Genomic DNA, 15,902 nt, shown 5'->3' with positions numbered 1-15,902 from the left:
GGCGATCAGTCTTTGCTGCAGTCGAGAGTGAACTTCGTCGACAGGACCTCGGAGAACTTGATTCCATCCTCCGGCACGGTGTCGCCCGGTCCCAGACCCGCGATGGTCGCCATCCAGGATTTCGCCGCCTCGTCCGGCGAGGGGGCCGACTCGCCGCTCTTGCAGCCGCTCGGCAGGTCCTTCGTCACGAATGCGCCGGTCTCGGCGAAGTCGAAGGCGACAAAATAGGTATCGTCGAAATTGGAGAAGGTGGTGGTCTGCCCCTTCAGCCTCAGCGGCTTTTCCGGCTTCATCTGGAAAGAGAATTGCAGCTGCCCGCGCTTGGCGTCGAAGACCACGTCGAGCGCCGCGGGCGCCGCCAGCGCAACGTCGCCGGCGCCCTGGCGCACGAAGGTGTAGTAGGACCATTCCTTGATCGACGTGCCGACCTGCTTGCCGACGGCGGAGAGCTCCTCCGGATCGAGCCTGCCGTTGGCGTTCTCGTCGAAGTCGACGACGACGCTCGAGGAGAACAACTCGTCCATCCACCAGCTGTTGTGCACAGCCAGAAGGTCTCCCTCGGGGGTCGCGCTGACCGTCATCGTCGCGCTGACGAAGACATGCGGATGAGCGTGCGCCGGCAGGGGGGAGCCGAGAAAGAAGCTCGCCGCCATCAGGCATGCTGCAATCTGTCGCTGATGTGAGCGCATGCTGCTTCTCCGCGGTGTCGCCGTTGTCCGACCTCGCCAGCATGGCAAAATTACGGGCACGTGGGATAAGGCGCCACCACGACGACCGCAGCGCCGCGCCGGACCAGGTTCGCGCAACGCCCTGGTCGAGGCACAGAGATGCGCCTGCGCCGTCTGGAGCCTAAGCCTCAGGCGAGAAAGCGCCGGGCAGCGTAGAGGGATACGGCAGCGGCGTTGGACACGTTCAGCGACCGGATCTCGCCGGGAACCTCGAGCCGCGCCAGCACGTCGACCGTGTCGCGCGTCTTCTGCCTCAGCCCCTTGCCCTCGGCGCCGAGGACCAGCGCGATCTTTTCGCCGGCAAAGGCGGTCTCCAGCGCCGTGCCGCCATCCGAATCGAGCCCGACGGTCTGGTAGCCGCGCTTGGCGAGGGTTCCGAGCGCGTCCGCGAGATTGACCACCTGGATGTAGGGAACGAGCTCCAGCGCCCCTGAGGCGGCCTTGGCGAGAACGCCTGACTCCTGCGGCGAATGGCGCGACGTCGTGACGATGGCGCCAGCGCCGAAGGCCGCCGCCGAGCGCAGGATGGCGCCGACATTGTGAGGATCGGTGACCTGATCAAGGACGAGGACGAGCACCGAATCGCCGAGGTCGGCGAGCGCGTGGCCGGCCAGCGGGTCGGCTTCCAGCATCACGCCCTGGTGCACGGCATCACTGCCGAGCTCGACGTCGAGCGCGCGGGGCTCGACGATCTCCATCGGGCAGGGGGCATCCTCGTCGGCCAGTTCGAGGCGGGTCAGCGCGTTGCGGGTGACGAGCAGGCGGTGCAGCTTGCGGTTCGGGTTGCCGAGCGCCGCGGCAACGGTGTGCAGCCCGTACAGGCGCACCCTGTCTTCCGGGCCGGGGCGGCCGGGATGGGAAGGGCGCGCCGGTGCGACAGGCTTGCCACCCGATTCCGGCTTGCCGCCCGCCTTGGCATCGCGAAAACTGCGACGCAGCGTGGCGTAGTGACTGTCCTTGGGCGTGTGGCTCTTGTGATCTTTGGTCATGCGCCTGTCTATCGAAGGCGGTGCCCCGGCTCAATCTTATTCGCGCACCATCTCAGGCTTCTGCTGCGGCAGCGATTGACAGCGGGGGGAAGGCTCTGCATAACGCCGCCCGGAAGACGGAGCTGCTTCGGCAGCTCGAACCGCGTCTTTCGATCGGTGCTGGGGCTTGTCTTTCGGCAGCGGTTATGGAGGGATGCCCGAGTGGTTAAAGGGGACGGACTGTAAATCCGTTGGTTCGCCTACGTTGGTTCAAATCCAACTCCCTCCACCATAACCTGCCGGCTGCCCGCCGGATCTCGAATGCCGGCGTTATCTCGCCGGATCTGGCATGCGGGTATAGCTCAGTGGTAGAGCAGCAGCCTTCCAAGCTGAATATGCGGGTTCGATTCCCGCTACCCGCTCCAGCCCTCTCATCCCGACGCGATAGTTGGACAACGCCACCCGTGTTTTGACGCGGGCGCTTGTGTTTCCCCGGCCAAGTCTCTATGTCGCGGCCTCATTCGCAAATGTTCTTCAAGGGTACCCCGGAATGGCCAAGAGCAAATTCGAGCGCAACAAGCCGCATGTGAACATCGGCACGATCGGTCACGTCGACCACGGCAAGACGAGCCTGACGGCGGCGATCACGAAGTACTTCGGCGAGTACAAGCGCTACGACCAGATCGACGCGGCGCCGGAAGAGAAGGCACGCGGCATCACGATCTCGACGGCGCACGTCGAGTACGAGACGCCGGCCCGTCACTATGCCCACGTCGATTGCCCGGGCCATGCCGACTACGTCAAGAACATGATCACCGGTGCCGCCCAGATGGACGGCGCGATCCTGGTCTGTTCGGCTGCCGACGGCCCGATGCCGCAGACCCGCGAGCACATCCTGCTCGCCCGCCAGGTCGGCGTGCCGGCGATCGTGGTGTTCCTGAACAAGGTCGACCAGGTCGACGACGAGGAGCTGCTCGAGCTCGTCGAACTCGAAGTTCGCGAACTGCTGTCGATGTACGAATATCCCGGCGACGACATCCCGATCGTCAAGGGTTCGGCGCTGGCCGCGCTCGAAGACTCCAACAAGACCATCGGCGAAGACGCCGTTCGCGCCCTGATGGCCGCCGTCGACGAGTACATCCCGACGCCTGAGCGTCCGATCAACATGCCCTTCCTGATGCCGATCGAGGACGTGTTCTCGATCTCGGGCCGCGGCACGGTCGTCACCGGCCGCGTCGAGCGTGGCATCGTCAAGGTCGGCGAGGAAGTCGAGATCGTCGGCATCCGCGACACCAAGAAGACGACGGTGACCGGCGTCGAGATGTTCCGCAAGCTGCTCGACCAGGGCCAGGCCGGCGACAACATCGGCGCGCTCGTTCGCGGCGTCGACCGCGAGGGCGTCGAGCGCGGCCAGGTGCTGTGCAAGCCCGGCACGGTGAAGCCGCACACGCGCTTCATGGCCGAGGCCTACATCCTGACGAAGGAGGAGGGTGGCCGTCACACGCCGTTCTTCACCAACTACCGCCCGCAGTTCTACTTCCGCACGACGGACGTGACCGGCGTCGTGACGCTGCCCGAGGGCACCGAGATGGTCATGCCCGGCGACAACGTCACCATGGACGTCAAGCTGATCGTGCCGATCGCGATGGAAGACAAGCTGCGCTTCGCCATCCGCGAAGGCGGCCGCACCGTCGGCGCCGGCATCGTGTCGTCGATCCTCGAGTAGCTGGAAGATCGGGGGCGGCCCTTCCTATGAGGACCGGGCTTCCCCGTTCCGTTTGATGAAGTTCCAGACGGGCCCTTCGGGGCCCGTTTTTTTTTTGTCACTGCGAGAAACTGTGAGGCCTCTCTGAAGCCCAGGCAGTTTTCGTGAGGCGGTATGTTGCGGCGTCGAAAATCGGATGCCAGAACCGCCAGATGAGAGCACGTCGCCGCCTGGAGGGCCGACGGTCGCCGAAAGAGGTGTGACGCAAAAAGGTACTCGTGGTGGTCTGCGCGTGAGTGCTGCACCGCACCTGGTTCCGTTTCGCCCGGCCTGCCCGGCGCAGATACCGCAACGGTCTCCCGGCGGCGCATCTGGGCAAGTATCCATGATGGAGTGCGAAGGAGTCGTGCTCGTCGCTTGCGACGATCTCGACTAGCTCGGGTTCGGAGTCACGCTTTGGCTCTCCACCCGGCAGGAGGCAAACGTGGAGGCGGACTGCACCCTTGTCTGCCGGACGAAATGTCTGCGGCGCTCGTCTTGAGCCCTGAGGCGGCGTCGATCCTCAGCCTGCGCCTTCAGCATCCCAAAGCCGAAGACCGCTGTCGCGTGCAAGGTCTGCTTCGGTCGTGAACAGTCGAGGATGGTCCTTCAACCTGTCGAGAATGAAGCTGTCTTCATCCGTCTGGCGGCGGACGCGGCCGAGATCGTCGTAGGAATGGCCGACCTTGGACAGTGACACGCCGGCAACGACGATTTTCGGCACGCCCAGAAGCAGGCCGTAGCAGATCGCCGCCACGCCGTTCGTTACCTTGCCGAGATCGCCGATCGCCTCGACCGAGGCACCACTGACATGGGTGACCACGGCTTCCCGGTCGCGCCGGCGCAGGGCAGCGATGCAGCCGATATGGTCGTACGGCTTGGGCAGGAGGAGCATCCGAAGGAAAATCTCCGGCGCGGTATGGATCCACAGCAGCCCCCGCGTGTCGAGATGCGGGTGCTCCTGCCACGACTTCTTCTTGGCCCGGATGGTGAGGTCGGCGCACCCAAGACCGAGGAGGGCTGCCGATCGACCGGCATTGTTGATGTCGATCCGCGCATAGCCTTCGCGCAGGGCGTCCGGTACCGTCGGCTCCGGGGCGGAGCCGAAGATCAGCCAGGGCTGATCGCGGATGCCGAGCCGATCGAGAAAGCGGCTATGCCGGGCGATGAACCGGTCTTTCGCAAAGAGCTTCTCTTCCCCGACATGGGACGCCGTCGACAAGGGTCCCGGCAAAGGCTCGTTGTCGTGATGGAGCATGGGTTGCGTCATTTCGTGCTGTAGATACGCGGTTCCGGGGGAGTGGATCGGCCGTCGCTTCTGACATGCGAGCCCGGATCCGACAAGCCGATAGGGGCGTCCGTGGGGAAGGGGGACTGCGTCACTTGGGGAAAGCGAGCATCGACGGCCCGCTTGGCATCGCCATACTGGTCGGAGTTCTTCACCGCCCAGCCCTTGGCCATCCAGATGACCGCATCCGACGTGAAATCGAAGTCGGAAAGGGGCCCCGGCATATCTGCGACGCTCAGTTGTTCCCGTTTCTTCATGTCCCTCATGAGGTAGTAGAGGACGATCTGATCCAGGTGGTACCGCGGCCGAATGGCGAAGATCGAGGTGATCGAACGCCCGACGGCGGAGACATAGCGCTGTCCTGCCGGCGTCGGGTTGAAGCCGACCGCGCCGGCGCGAAGCCGGCGGCTGACGCTGCGTTCTTCCGTTCGCTGGATCAAAACCGCATCGCCGCGCTGCTGGACCTCGGCATAGGCCGGCCAGACCGGCTTGACGGCGATGGCATCCACATCGATGCAGAGGATCGGCGCCTTGGCCTCGCGCATCACCACCGCGGCGATCAGAAAACGCGCCGAGGCGAGATAGACCGTCCGAAACTGCAGCCGTTCCGCCAACCGGCATTCATCCGCTGTCCAGGTAAGCTCGACGTGGTTTAGCAACGCTGGCAGGCCGCGGATGTGGCGCAGCGTCTCGGCGCTGGGACGGCACAGATGCAGGTGCACCTGCTGATGCTCGCCCTGATCCTCGATCGACAACAGCAGCGTGATGGCGAACCGCCAGTAATAGAGATCGTCGCAGGCCGCCAGGATGATGCCGCCGCCGCCTTCCCGGGGGTAGGATCCGGTGACGCCAGCCTCGAAGTCGGCAAAGGCATCTTCGCCGAAGCGCGCGTTGTGCAGGGCGTTTCGCGTCCTCAGCCAGATCCGAAACTTGTGCCATGTGGAGTGGCGTTTCTCGGCGATGATTTCCGGCAGCGTCGGTGCGACCGTTTGATCCATGTCCCGTCCTTCGCTTCTCCAAGCCGGCTCGGCCCGTGTGGCCGACCGCAGCTGGGCCCGTTCTGCTAGCCGATAAACCGGCTTGAGGCCAATTCCCAATTGTCCTAATGAGTCGGCCGTTCGCCGGCACACCACGCAGCCGGCGTAACGTGCTTCCAGACCGCACGCACAGGGCGCCCGCCGGCGGGCTCGATGCGGGAGCGGTCCAGCGCATGCATGGGGAGAAGTCACCTTGACCATCGATACCGCCCGCGTCTTCATCGGATTCGATTCCAAAGAGGTCGTCGCCTACCACGTGCTCGCTCAGAGTGTGATCGAGCACGCCTCGATGCCGGTGTCGTTCACGCCGATCGTGCTGCCGCACCTGGAAAAGACGTTCACGCGCGAGCGCAATGCGCTGCAGACGACCGAATTTTCCTTCTCCCGCTTTCTCGTTCCGGCGCTCAGCGGCTTTCAGGGCTGGAGCCTGTTCATGGACTGCGACATGCTGATGCGCGTCGACATTGCCGAGCTCTGGGCCCTGCGCGACGACCGCTATGCGGTGATGTGCGTCAAGCACGACTACCAGCCCAAGGTCGAGACCAAGTTTCTGGGACAGACGCAGACCAAATACGAAAAGAAGAACTGGTCGAGCTTCGTGTTGTTCAACAACGCGAGATGCCAGGCGCTGACGACCGACTATGTCAACACCGCCACCGGGCTCGAACTGCACCAGTTCAAGTGGCTGGGTGACGACAACCTGATCGGCGAGCTGCCCGCAAGCTGGAACTGGCTGGTGAACGAATACGACCACGATCCGGCTGCCAAGAACATCCATTTCACCGATGGCGGTCCGTATTTCGACGAGTATCGCAACGACGACTATGCCGACGAATGGTTCGCCATGCGCGACCGCACGCTGCATGTGCAGCAGCGCGGCGACGCGTGAAGCCGAAACCGGCCGACCTCCGCGGGCGGCGCGGCTTTGCCTGAGGCGGGGCAGTCGAGGGCGAAGACGGCCGCCGCGCTGCCGGTGGATGCCGACGGCTGGGCCAGCTTCTTCGCCGGATATGGCGACATCGTTCTGGTCGCCAACAGCGACAAGGTCGACATGGCGGCGCTCTGCGCGCAGTTCGGGCCGGGCGCGCTCTTCGTCTTCTTCAACAAGGTCTACAAGGTTCTCTCCGCGCCCTTCGGCGGTGCCGCGCTGCTGGTCGCCCGCAGCAGCGAGGCCGGAGCGAACATCGTCTATCGCCGCGAGGTGGAGACGGTCGTCGGTTATTTTCGGCCCCCTGGCTTTACTGGCATCCTGAACCTGAAGGCGGCAGCCAGCGAGCGCTTCAGCGGCGCCGACGAGTTCGCCGGCAGCGCGGCCGGTTTCCTCGATCTATCGCGCCACTTCGAGGGATTTTACCCCCGGGGCCGGCTGCCCAGCAGCGGCTTCGCCCTCGCTCTCTGGCTGGCCGAGCAGCGGCTTCCCGGCAGGATTTCGCTGGTGGGATTTTCGGGGCAGCGCAGTCAGGACTGGAAGCTGTTTCGCATCCACGATTGGACCTTCGAGCAGACCGTCCAGCGTCTCCTGGCCCAGACCGGACGGATCAGCCTCGTCGGGGACGAAGCTCCCGAAGGCGATCTGGCGCGAATCGCCAGGCGCTTTCCCGAGATTGCCGCGCAGGACATCGTCCTCGTCGCGTCCGACGTACTGGCGGGAAGGCTGAACGAGGCGGATACCGCTATCGACGGGCTTCTCTCGGTTACCCGCTGGCAGCGTGTTTTGCGCCGCAATCTCCTTCTCCTGAAGCCGAAGACGCGCAAACAGAAACTGGCCGATGCGCGGGCCAGCACGGAAAGCGGTCCGGGAGCCACCTGATCCGATAGAGGCTCCGCTTTAGACCCTTGCCAATTCTTCCGGGGTTCATTATGCGGTGTCTTGCCGAGGCGAAGGGGCATAGCTCAGTTGGTAGAGCGGCGGTCTCCAAAACCGCAGGTCGTCGGTTCGAGCCCGGCTGCCCCTGCCAGGCCCCGCCGACTGACGTCGGCATCGTGGCCTTCCGGATCAAGCGCCGGATCAAGCACCGGCTGACATATCCGATATTAACATTTGACGTTTGCCGGGGCTTGTGAATCGGTCGTCGGGCGGATATATCAGGCACAATATCTGAAACAGTGGCGCGTGAGGCTGATGGTCAGCCTCTACGCGCCTATGGTTGTGAGCGTTGCATGGCTTCCAAGACCAGTCCGTTCGCCTTCATTCAGCAGGTCCGCGCGGAGACCGCGAAGGTCACCTGGCCGTCGCGGCGCGAAACGTTCATTTCGACGATCATGGTGCTGGTCATGGTGGCCTTTGCCTCCGTGTTCTTTTTCCTGGCCGACCTTTTTTTCGGCTATGCGATGAGCCTGATTCAAGGCGCGAGCTTCTGACATTCGGAGACATTGAAATTTCATGACGGCTCGCTGGTACATCGTTCAGGCCTATTCCAATTTTGAAAAGAAGGTGGCCGAATCGATCGAGGAACAGGCCCGGCAGAAGGGGCTGTCCGACAAGTTCGAGAAGATCCTGGTGCCGACCGAGAAGGTCGTCGAGGTCAGGCGTGGCCGCAAGGTCGATGCTGAGCGGAAGTTCTTTCCCGGTTATGTTCTCGTCAAGGCGGAGCTGACCGACGAAGTCTTTTCGATGATCAAGAACACGCCGAAGGTAACCGGGTTCCTCGGTCCCGACAATCGGCCGGTGGCGATTTCCGAGACCGAGGCCAGCCAGATCCTGATGCAGGTTCAGGAAGGCGTGGAGCGGCCCAAGACGACAGTTTCCTTCGATATCGGGGAACAGGTCCGGGTCTCCGACGGCCCCTTCGCATCGTTCAACGGTACGGTGCAGGAAGTCGATCAGGAGCGGGCGCGCCTCAAGGTGGAAGTATCGATCTTCGGGCGTGCGACGCCGGTGGATCTGGAATTCAGTCAGGTCGAAAAGGTCTGATCGAAGGAGGCCTGGTGCCGCTGCTGCGGCGTTGGGCGCTGCGCGAGCGGCGCATCTCCATCACCCGTGCGGGAGGTAGGTCCGGTTTAGCCGCCGGAACGGGCCGTACCGCGCAACTGCGATAGTGTCGCCCTGGGCGACCCGCCGTCCCAGCATCGTTTTAGGCGATCGCAGGCGGCGTAACGAAAAGGCAGAAACGAATGGCTAAAAAAATTGCAGGCCAGCTGAAGCTTCAGGTCAAGGCGGCGTCCGCGACGCCGTCCCCGCCGATCGGTCCGGCGCTGGGTCAGCGCGGCATCAACATCATGGAATTCTGCAAGGCGTTCAACGCCCAGACGCAGGAAATGGAGAAGGGTTCTCCCGTCCCCGTCGTGATCACCTACTACGCCGACAAGTCCTTCACCTTCGTGATGAAGACGGCTCCGGTGAGCTTCTTCCTGAAGAAGGCCGCTGGTCTCACCGCCGGCTCCAAGGAGCCCGGCAAGATCAACGCCGGCTCGGTCACGCGCGAGCAGGTTCGCGAAATCGCGACCGCCAAGCTCAAGGACCTCAACGCAAACGACATCGATTCGGCCATGCTGATGATCGAAGGTTCGGCCCGTTCCATGGGCCTGGAAGTGGTGGGCTGAGACCATGGCAAAAGCTGGCAAGCGTATCGCCAACGCACGTACCGGTATCGACCGCGAGAAGCTCTACGGCCTCTCCGAGGCTCTGACGATGCTGAAGGAGCGGGCAACCGCCAAGTTCGACGAGACCATCGAGATCGCGATGAACCTCGGCGTCGATCCCCGCCACGCCGACCAGATGGTCCGCGGCGTCGTCAACCTGCCGAACGGCACCGGCCGCACCGTGCGCGTCGCCGTCTTTGCGCGCGGCGACAAGGCTGAGGAAGCCCGTGCGGCCGGCGCCGACATCGTCGGCGCGGAAGATCTCGTCGAGCAGGTTCAGGCTGGCAATATCGACTTCGATCGCGCCATCGCGACCCCGGACATGATGGGCCTCGTCGGTCGTCTCGGCAAGGTTCTCGGTCCCCGCGGCCTGATGCCGAACCCGCGCGTCGGCACGGTCACGCCCGATGTCGCCGCTGCCGTCAAGGCGTCCAAGGGCGGTGCTGTCGAGTTCCGCGTCGAGAAGGCCGGCATCGTGCATGCCGGCGTCGGCAAGGTCTCGTTCGAGCTCGACGCCCTGGCCGAGAACATCCGCGCTTTCGCCGATGCCGTCCAGAAGGCAAAGCCCGCTGGCGCCAAGGGCAACTACCTGCAGCGCATCTCGGTCACCTCGACCATGGGACCGGGCGTCAAGGTCGAGCTGTCCAGCATCCAGGCCTCGGCCTAACGCCTCTCGGCCCGGTCTTCGATCGGGCACGAAGATGTGTGGTGGCGGGCCAAGGCCCGTCGCCTATACCGCAATCCGGGACTTCGGTTCCGGTGCAGGAGGGCTTCGGCTCTCCAACCTGTCCGAGACTTCAGGCGACTTCGAGGCGCAAGCCGAGAGGTCTTAATCGACAAGCCTGCAGTAGACGGGGAATGTTCCGATTTTCCCGGGCGATGAGCCCGGTCTTTTGGTTCGAACCTCCGAATGCCTTGTGTCACCCGCGCGTTCCCCCGGGAATTCGCGATCAGCCAAGGGGACAGGATCCTCGAGCGTCGCCCGGGTGGTCCGGGTGGCTAAAGGCAACCGGCGATCGTTCACGTCGAATGGTCGCTTAACTGGAGAGAGGCAGTGGAAAGAGCGGAAAAGCTCGAGTTCGTCACGGAGCTTCACGAGACCTTCAAGGCCTCGGGTGCTGTCGTGGTGGCTCGCTATGTCGGTCTCACCGTCGCGCAGATGAACGATCTTCGTTCCAAGATGCGTGCACAGGGAGCCACCGTCAAAGTCGCGAAGAACCGTCTTGCCAAGATCGCTCTTCAAGGCACGGATGCCGAACCGATCGCTGGACTTTTCGAAGGCCAGACACTGATCGCTTACTCAAGCGATCCGATCGCGGCACCGAAGGTCGCCAACGATTACGCCAAGGGGAACGACAAGCTCGTCATCCTCGGCGGCTCGATGGGAAAGACCACACTCGATGCGGATGGCGTGCGGGCACTTGCCTCGCTGCCGTCGCTCGACGAACTGCGCGGCAAGCTGGTGGGCATGATTCAGACCCCGGCAACCCGCATCGCAGCCGTCGTCGCCGCGCCAGCTGCTCAGCTGGCTCGCGTGTTCGCAGCTTATGCCAAGAAGGACGAGGCGGCCTGAGGTTGGTTCCTCGCTGCATCATTTGTTCGAACCTGAAAGGAATATCACATGGCTGATCTGGCCAAGATCGTTGAAGACCTGTCGACCCTGACCGTCCTCGAGGCGGCTGAACTGTCGAAGATGCTGGAAGAAAAGTGGGGCGTCTCCGCCGCCGCTCCGGTCGCAGCTGCCGCTTCGGGCGGTGGTGCGGTTGCCGAGGCGGTCGAGGAGAAGACCGAGTTCGACGTTATCCTCGCTTCTGCCGGCGCGCAGAAGATCAACGTCATCAAGGAAGTCCGCGCGATCACGGGCCTCGGCCTGAAGGAAGCCAAGGACCTCGTCGATGGCGCGCCGAAGCCGGTCAAGGAAGGCGTCAGCAAGGACGACGCTGCCAAGATCAAGGACCAGCTCGAAAAGGCTGGTGCGACGGTCGAAGTCAAGTAATCGCGGGCTTTGCCCCGCGTTTGCGCATGAGAACTGGAAGGCGGGACGGCAGATTGCCGTTCCGCTTTCCGTGCTCCTGAAGCGAGGCGTTCTCGCCAGGGGTATTCGCATGGCCACGGCGATGCGGAAAGGGGCGGGCGTCGTGTCCGTGCGCGGGTCTCCCGGCGACCGTCAGCGGTCGCCGGGAGACCCGGGCTAGCGGTCTTCTCAGGTCTAGAGAGGGCAGCTCCGAAAGAAGTCGATGCCCCCGGCAGTCCCGATCGCGGGAAAATTTGCACGGGGACCCCCTCGCCAGAGGGGAAGTGATGTTTCAGCCCCGGCCGGCAGGCGACGGGGCGCAGTCGAAATGAAGGAGCGACAATGTCTCAGACGACGACGTTCAGCGGTCGCAGGCGGGTGCGCAAGTTCTTCGGGTCCATTCCCGAGGTTGCCGAAATGCCCAACCTGATCGAAGTCCAGAAGGCTTCTTACGATCAGTTCCTCATGGTCAAGGAGCCCGAAGGCGGGCGGGGTGACGAAGGCCTCCAGGCCGTCTTCAAGTCGGTCTTCCCGATTTCCGACTTCTCCGGTCAGTCGATGCTCGAATTCGTCAAATACGAGTTCGAGGCGCCGAAGTTCGACGTCGACGAGTGCCGCCAGCGCGACATGACCTTCGCCGCTCCGCTGAAGGTGACGCTCCGCCTCATCGTGTTCGACATCGACCCGGACACCCAGGCGAAGTCCATCAAGGACATCAAGGAGCAGGACGTCTACATGGGCGACATGCCCCTGATGACGTCGAACGGCACCTTCATCGTCAACGGCACCGAGCGCGTCATCGTCTCGCAGATGCACCGCTCGCCGGGCGTCTTCTTCGATCATGACAAGGGCAAGAGCCATTCCTCGGGCAAGCTGCTGTTCGCTGCCCGCGTCATCCCCTATCGCGGCTCCTGGCTCGACATCGAGTTCGACGCCAAGGACGTGGTCTTCGCGCGCATCGATCGTCGCCGCAAGATCCCCGTGACCTCGCTCCTGATGGCGCTGGGCATGGATGGCGAGGAGATCCTCTCGACCTTCTACAACATCGTCGAGTTCCAGAAGGACTCCGACGGCTGGCGGATTCCGTTCTCGGTCGAGCGCGTGCGCGGCCAGAAGGCGGTCACCGACCTCATCGACGCCGATTCCGGCGAAGTGCTGGTCGAGGCCGGCCAGAAGGTCACGGCGCGTCAGGCCCGGCAGATGAAGGAAAAGGGCGTCGTCGCGCTCCGCGCCACGGAGGAGGATCTCTGGGGCAACTATCTCGCCAGGGACATCGTCAACTACCAGACCGGCGAGGTCTATCTCGAAGCCGGCGACGAGATCGACGAGAAGACGCTGAAGGTTCTGATCGACGCCGGTCACGAGACCATCGAGGTCCTCGACATCGACCACGTCACGGTCGGCGCCTACATCCGCTCGTCGCTCGCGATCGACAAGAACGAGAGCCGCCAGGACGCGCTGTTCGACATCTACCGCGTCATGCGTCCGGGCGAACCGCCGACCATGGACACTGCCGAGGCGATGTTCAACTCGCTGTTCTTCGACAGTGAGCGCTACGATCTCTCGGCCGTCGGCCGCGTGAAGATGAACATGCGCCTCGACGTCAATGCCGAGGACACCGTGCGCGTGCTGCGCAAGGAGGACATCCTGGCCGTCGTCAAGACGCTGGTGAATCTGCGCGACGGCAAGGGCGAGATCGACGACATCGACAATCTCGGCAACCGCCGGGTGCGTTCGGTCGGCGAGCTGATGGAGAACCAGTACCGCGTCGGCCTGCTCCGCATGGAGCGCGCCATCAAGGAGCGCATGTCCTCGGTCGAGATCGACACGGTCATGCCGCAGGACCTGATCAACGCCAAGCCTGCGGCTGCCGCCGTGCGCGAGTTCTTCGGTTCCTCGCAGCTCTCGCAGTTCATGGATCAGACGAACCCGCTGTCGGAAATCACGCATAAGCGTCGTCTTTCGGCGCTTGGACCCGGCGGTCTGACGCGCGAACGCGCGGGCTTCGAGGTCCGCGACGTTCATCCGACGCATTACGGCCGGATCTGCCCGATCGAGACGCCGGAAGGCCCGAACATCGGCCTTATCAACTCGTTGGCGACGTTTGCTCGCGTCAACAAGTATGGTTTCATCGAGAGCCCGTACCGGAAGGTCATCGACGGCAAGATCACGCATGACGTCGTCTATCTCTCGGCGATGGAAGAGGCCAAGCACCACGTCGCGCAGGCCAATGCCGTCATCACCGACGACATGACGTTCGAGAGCGAGTTCGTCGTCTGCCGCCATTCCGGCGACGTTTTCATGACGCCGCGCGACAATGTCGATCTCATGGACGTCTCGCCGAAGCAGCTGGTTTCGGTTGCCGCGGCGCTGATCCCGTTCCTCGAGAACGACGACGCGAACCGCGCCCTCATGGGCTCGAACATGCAGCGTCAGGCCGTTCCGCTGGTGCGGGCCGAAGCGCCGTTCGTCGGCACCGGCATGGAGCCGATCGTCGCCCGTGACTCGGGCGCCGCCATCGGCGCCCGGCGGACCGGCGTCGTCGACCAGGTCGACGCGACGCGTATCGTCATTCGCGCCACCGAAGACCTGGAAATGGGCAAGACGGGCGTCGACATCTACCGTCTGATGAAGTTCCAGCGCTCGAACCAGAACACCTGCATCAACCAGCGTCCGCTGGTCTCCGTCGGTGACCGGGTGCAGAAGGGCGACATCATCGCGGACGGTCCGTCGACCGATCTCGGCGATCTCGCCCTCGGCCGCAACGTGCTCGTCGCGTTCATGCCGTGGAATGGCTACAACTACGAGGATTCGATCCTCCTCTCCGAGCGCATCGTCGCCGACGACGTCTTCACCTCGATCCACATCGAGGAATTCGAGGTCATGGCGCGCGACACCAAGCTCGGGCCTGAGGAAATCACCCGCGACATTCCGAACGTGTCGGAAGAAGCGCTGAAGAACCTCGACGAGGCCGGCATCGTCTATATCGGCGCGGAAGTGGCCCCTGGCGACATCCTCGTCGGCAAGATCACGCCGAAGGGCGAAAGCCCGATGACGCCGGAAGAAAAGCTCCTGCGCGCCATCTTCGGCGAGAAGGCGTCGGACGTTCGCGACACCTCGAACCGCATGCCGCCCGGCACCTACGGCACCGTCGTCGAGGTGCGCGTGTTCAACCGTCATGGCGTCGAGAAGGACGAGCGCGCCATGGCGATCGAGCGCGAGGAGATCGAGCGTCTCGCCAAGGATCGCGACGACGAGCAGGCGATCCTCGACCGCAACGTCTACGGCCGTCTGATCGACATGCTCGACGGCCAGGTCGCTCTGGCCGGTCCGAAGGGCTTCAAGAAGGGCGCGACGGTCAATCCGGATCTGATGCGCGAATTCCCGCGGTCGCAGTGGTGGATGTTCGCCGTCGAGGACGAGCGTCTGCAGGGCGAGCTCGAGGCCCTGCGTGGCCAGTACGACGAATCCAAGAAGACGCTCGAAGGGCGCTTCATGGACAAGGTCGAGAAGGTGCAGCGCGGCGACGAACTGCCGCCCGGCGTCATGAAGCAGGTCAAGGTCTTCGTCGCGGTCAAGCGCAAGATCCAGCCCGGCGACAAGATGGCGGGACGCCACGGCAACAAGGGCGTGGTCTCGCGCATCCTTGCAGTCGAGGACATGCCGTTCAACGAGGACGGCACGCATGTCGACATCGTGCTCAACCCGCTCGGCGTGCCGAGCCGGATGAACGTCGGACAGATCCTCGAAACGCATCTCGGCTGGGCCTGCGCCGGCATGGGCCGGAAGATCGGCGACATGCTGGAGGCCTACCAGAAGTCGCTCGACGTCAGGCCGCTGCGCGACGAGATCGCGTCGCTGCTCGGCGACAACGACCGCAACGAGAAGGTCAAGGACTACGACGACGAGTCCGTCCTGACCCTGGCAAGGCAGATGAAGCGCGGCGTCTCCATCGCCACGCCCGTCTTCGACGGCGCGGTCGAGGCCGATATCGTCGAGATGCTGGAGAAGGCGGGCCTGAAGGGGTCGGGCCAGGTCACGCTGTACGACGGTCGTACCGGCGAATCCTTCGATCGGCAGGTGACGGTCGGCTACATCTACATGCTGAAGCTGCACCATCTGGTGGACGACAAGATCCACGCCCGCTCGATCGGCCCGTACTCGCTGGTCACCCAGCAGCCTCTCGGCGGCAAGGCGCAGTTCGGCGGACAGCGTTTCGGCGAGATGGAGGTTTGGGCGCTCGAGGCTTACGGCGCCGCCTACACGCTGCAGGAGATGCTGACGGTCAAGTCCGACGATGTCGCCGGGCGCACGAAGGTCTACGAGTCGATCGTGCGCGGCGACGACGCGTTCGAGTCGGGCATTCCCGAGAGCTTCAACGTGCTCGTCAAGGAAATGCGCTCGCTCGGTCTCGACGTCGACCTGGCGAACTCGATCGATCTGCCGGGGCAGACCGCCCTGCCGAACGCCGCCGAATAGGCCGCGTCATGACAAAGCGTCGCGGCAACAGCCGCGGCCATGCCGGCGCCTCGTTTCAGGCG

14 protein-coding genes and 3 tRNA genes are annotated in these 15,902 nt (G+C 63.8%); 13 read left to right on the top strand and 4 right to left on the bottom strand.

Annotated features, from left to right (window positions below; translation table 11 throughout):
* Positions 1-5: 5 nt before the first annotated feature.
* Positions 6-689: a DUF1007 family protein gene (locus Sa4125_RS11810; protein WP_223998268.1), complete on the bottom strand. Its 684-nt coding sequence runs from the start codon at positions 687-689 to the stop codon at positions 6-8.
* A gap of 167 nt (positions 690-856) precedes the next feature.
* The gene (locus Sa4125_RS11805) at positions 857-1,717 is read right to left on the bottom strand and encodes an RNA methyltransferase (protein ID WP_223998267.1); all 861 of its coding nucleotides are present in this window, start codon (positions 1,715-1,717) and stop codon (positions 857-859) included.
* Positions 1,718-1,904: 187 nt separating this feature from the next.
* Between Sa4125_RS11805 and Sa4125_RS11800 the strand changes: the two genes are divergently transcribed.
* The 3 genes from Sa4125_RS11800 (at position 1,905) to tuf (ending at position 3,422) form a co-directional block, all read left to right on the top strand.
* Positions 1,905-1,988 (top strand) — tRNA-Tyr (locus tag Sa4125_RS11800).
* A gap of 59 nt (positions 1,989-2,047) precedes the next feature.
* Positions 2,048-2,121, top strand: a tRNA-Gly gene (locus tag Sa4125_RS11795).
* 125 nt (positions 2,122-2,246) lie between these two features.
* Positions 2,247-3,422 carry an elongation factor Tu gene (gene tuf, locus Sa4125_RS11790; RefSeq protein WP_223998253.1) on the top strand — a complete coding sequence of 392 codons (1,176 nt, stop codon included), beginning with the start codon at positions 2,247-2,249 and terminating at the stop codon, positions 3,420-3,422.
* 541 nt (positions 3,423-3,963) lie between these two features.
* On the opposite strand, the gene Sa4125_RS11785 is transcribed toward tuf, so the two are convergent.
* Positions 3,964-4,698, bottom strand: coding sequence for a hypothetical protein (locus Sa4125_RS11785; RefSeq protein ID WP_223998266.1), 735 nt, complete (start codon positions 4,696-4,698; stop codon positions 3,964-3,966).
* An 8-nt stretch (positions 4,699-4,706) separates the two neighbouring features.
* A complete protein-coding gene (locus Sa4125_RS11780) occupies positions 4,707-5,825 on the bottom strand; it encodes a hypothetical protein (RefSeq protein WP_223998265.1) in 1,119 nt (372 codons plus the stop codon).
* 133 nt (positions 5,826-5,958) lie between these two features.
* On the opposite strand from Sa4125_RS11780, the gene Sa4125_RS11775 reads away from it, so the two are divergent.
* The 10 genes from Sa4125_RS11775 to rpoB all read left to right on the top strand — a co-directional run bounded on the left by Sa4125_RS11775 (position 5,959) and on the right by rpoB (position 15,840).
* Positions 5,959-6,654, top strand: a complete 696-nt coding sequence (locus Sa4125_RS11775; RefSeq protein ID WP_223998264.1) for a glycosyltransferase — start codon at positions 5,959-5,961, stop codon at positions 6,652-6,654.
* Positions 6,655-6,690: 36 nt separating this feature from the next.
* Positions 6,691-7,575 (top strand): 3-deoxy-manno-octulosonate cytidylyltransferase, encoded by an 885-nt coding sequence (locus Sa4125_RS11770; protein WP_223998263.1) that lies wholly within the window; start codon positions 6,691-6,693, stop codon positions 7,573-7,575.
* Between the two features lie 72 nt (positions 7,576-7,647).
* Positions 7,648-7,723: transfer RNA gene (locus Sa4125_RS11765), tRNA-Trp, on the top strand.
* A 202-nt stretch (positions 7,724-7,925) separates the two neighbouring features.
* The gene (gene secE, locus Sa4125_RS11760; protein ID WP_223998262.1) at positions 7,926-8,126 is read left to right on the top strand and encodes a preprotein translocase subunit SecE; all 201 of its coding nucleotides are present in this window, start codon (positions 7,926-7,928) and stop codon (positions 8,124-8,126) included.
* A 22-nt stretch (positions 8,127-8,148) separates the two neighbouring features.
* The gene (nusG, locus tag Sa4125_RS11755; protein ID WP_223998261.1) at positions 8,149-8,679 is read left to right on the top strand and encodes a transcription termination/antitermination protein NusG; all 531 of its coding nucleotides are present in this window, start codon (positions 8,149-8,151) and stop codon (positions 8,677-8,679) included.
* Positions 8,680-8,879: 200 nt separating this feature from the next.
* A complete protein-coding gene (gene rplK / locus Sa4125_RS11750) occupies positions 8,880-9,308 on the top strand; it encodes a 50S ribosomal protein L11 (protein ID WP_223998260.1) in 429 nt (142 codons plus the stop codon).
* A 4-nt stretch (positions 9,309-9,312) separates the two neighbouring features.
* Complete coding sequence (rplA, locus tag Sa4125_RS11745) at positions 9,313-10,014, top strand: 50S ribosomal protein L1 (protein ID WP_223998259.1); 702 nt, start codon at positions 9,313-9,315, stop codon at positions 10,012-10,014.
* Positions 10,015-10,401: 387 nt separating this feature from the next.
* Complete coding sequence (rplJ, locus tag Sa4125_RS11740; RefSeq protein WP_223998258.1) at positions 10,402-10,920, top strand: 50S ribosomal protein L10; 519 nt, start codon at positions 10,402-10,404, stop codon at positions 10,918-10,920.
* A 48-nt stretch (positions 10,921-10,968) separates the two neighbouring features.
* Complete coding sequence (gene rplL / locus Sa4125_RS11735) at positions 10,969-11,343, top strand: 50S ribosomal protein L7/L12 (protein ID WP_223998257.1); 375 nt, start codon at positions 10,969-10,971, stop codon at positions 11,341-11,343.
* A gap of 360 nt (positions 11,344-11,703) precedes the next feature.
* Positions 11,704-15,840, top strand: a complete 4,137-nt coding sequence (gene rpoB / locus Sa4125_RS11730) for a DNA-directed RNA polymerase subunit beta (protein ID WP_223998256.1) — start codon at positions 11,704-11,706, stop codon at positions 15,838-15,840.
* Positions 15,841-15,902 lie beyond the last annotated feature (62 nt).

It is taken from the genome of Aureimonas sp. SA4125 (assembly GCF_019973775.1).
Taxonomy (GTDB): domain Bacteria; phylum Pseudomonadota; class Alphaproteobacteria; order Rhizobiales; family Rhizobiaceae; genus Plantimonas.
The sequence above is the reverse complement of the archived record's forward strand: the minus strand, read 5'-3'. Positions and strand labels throughout refer to the sequence as shown.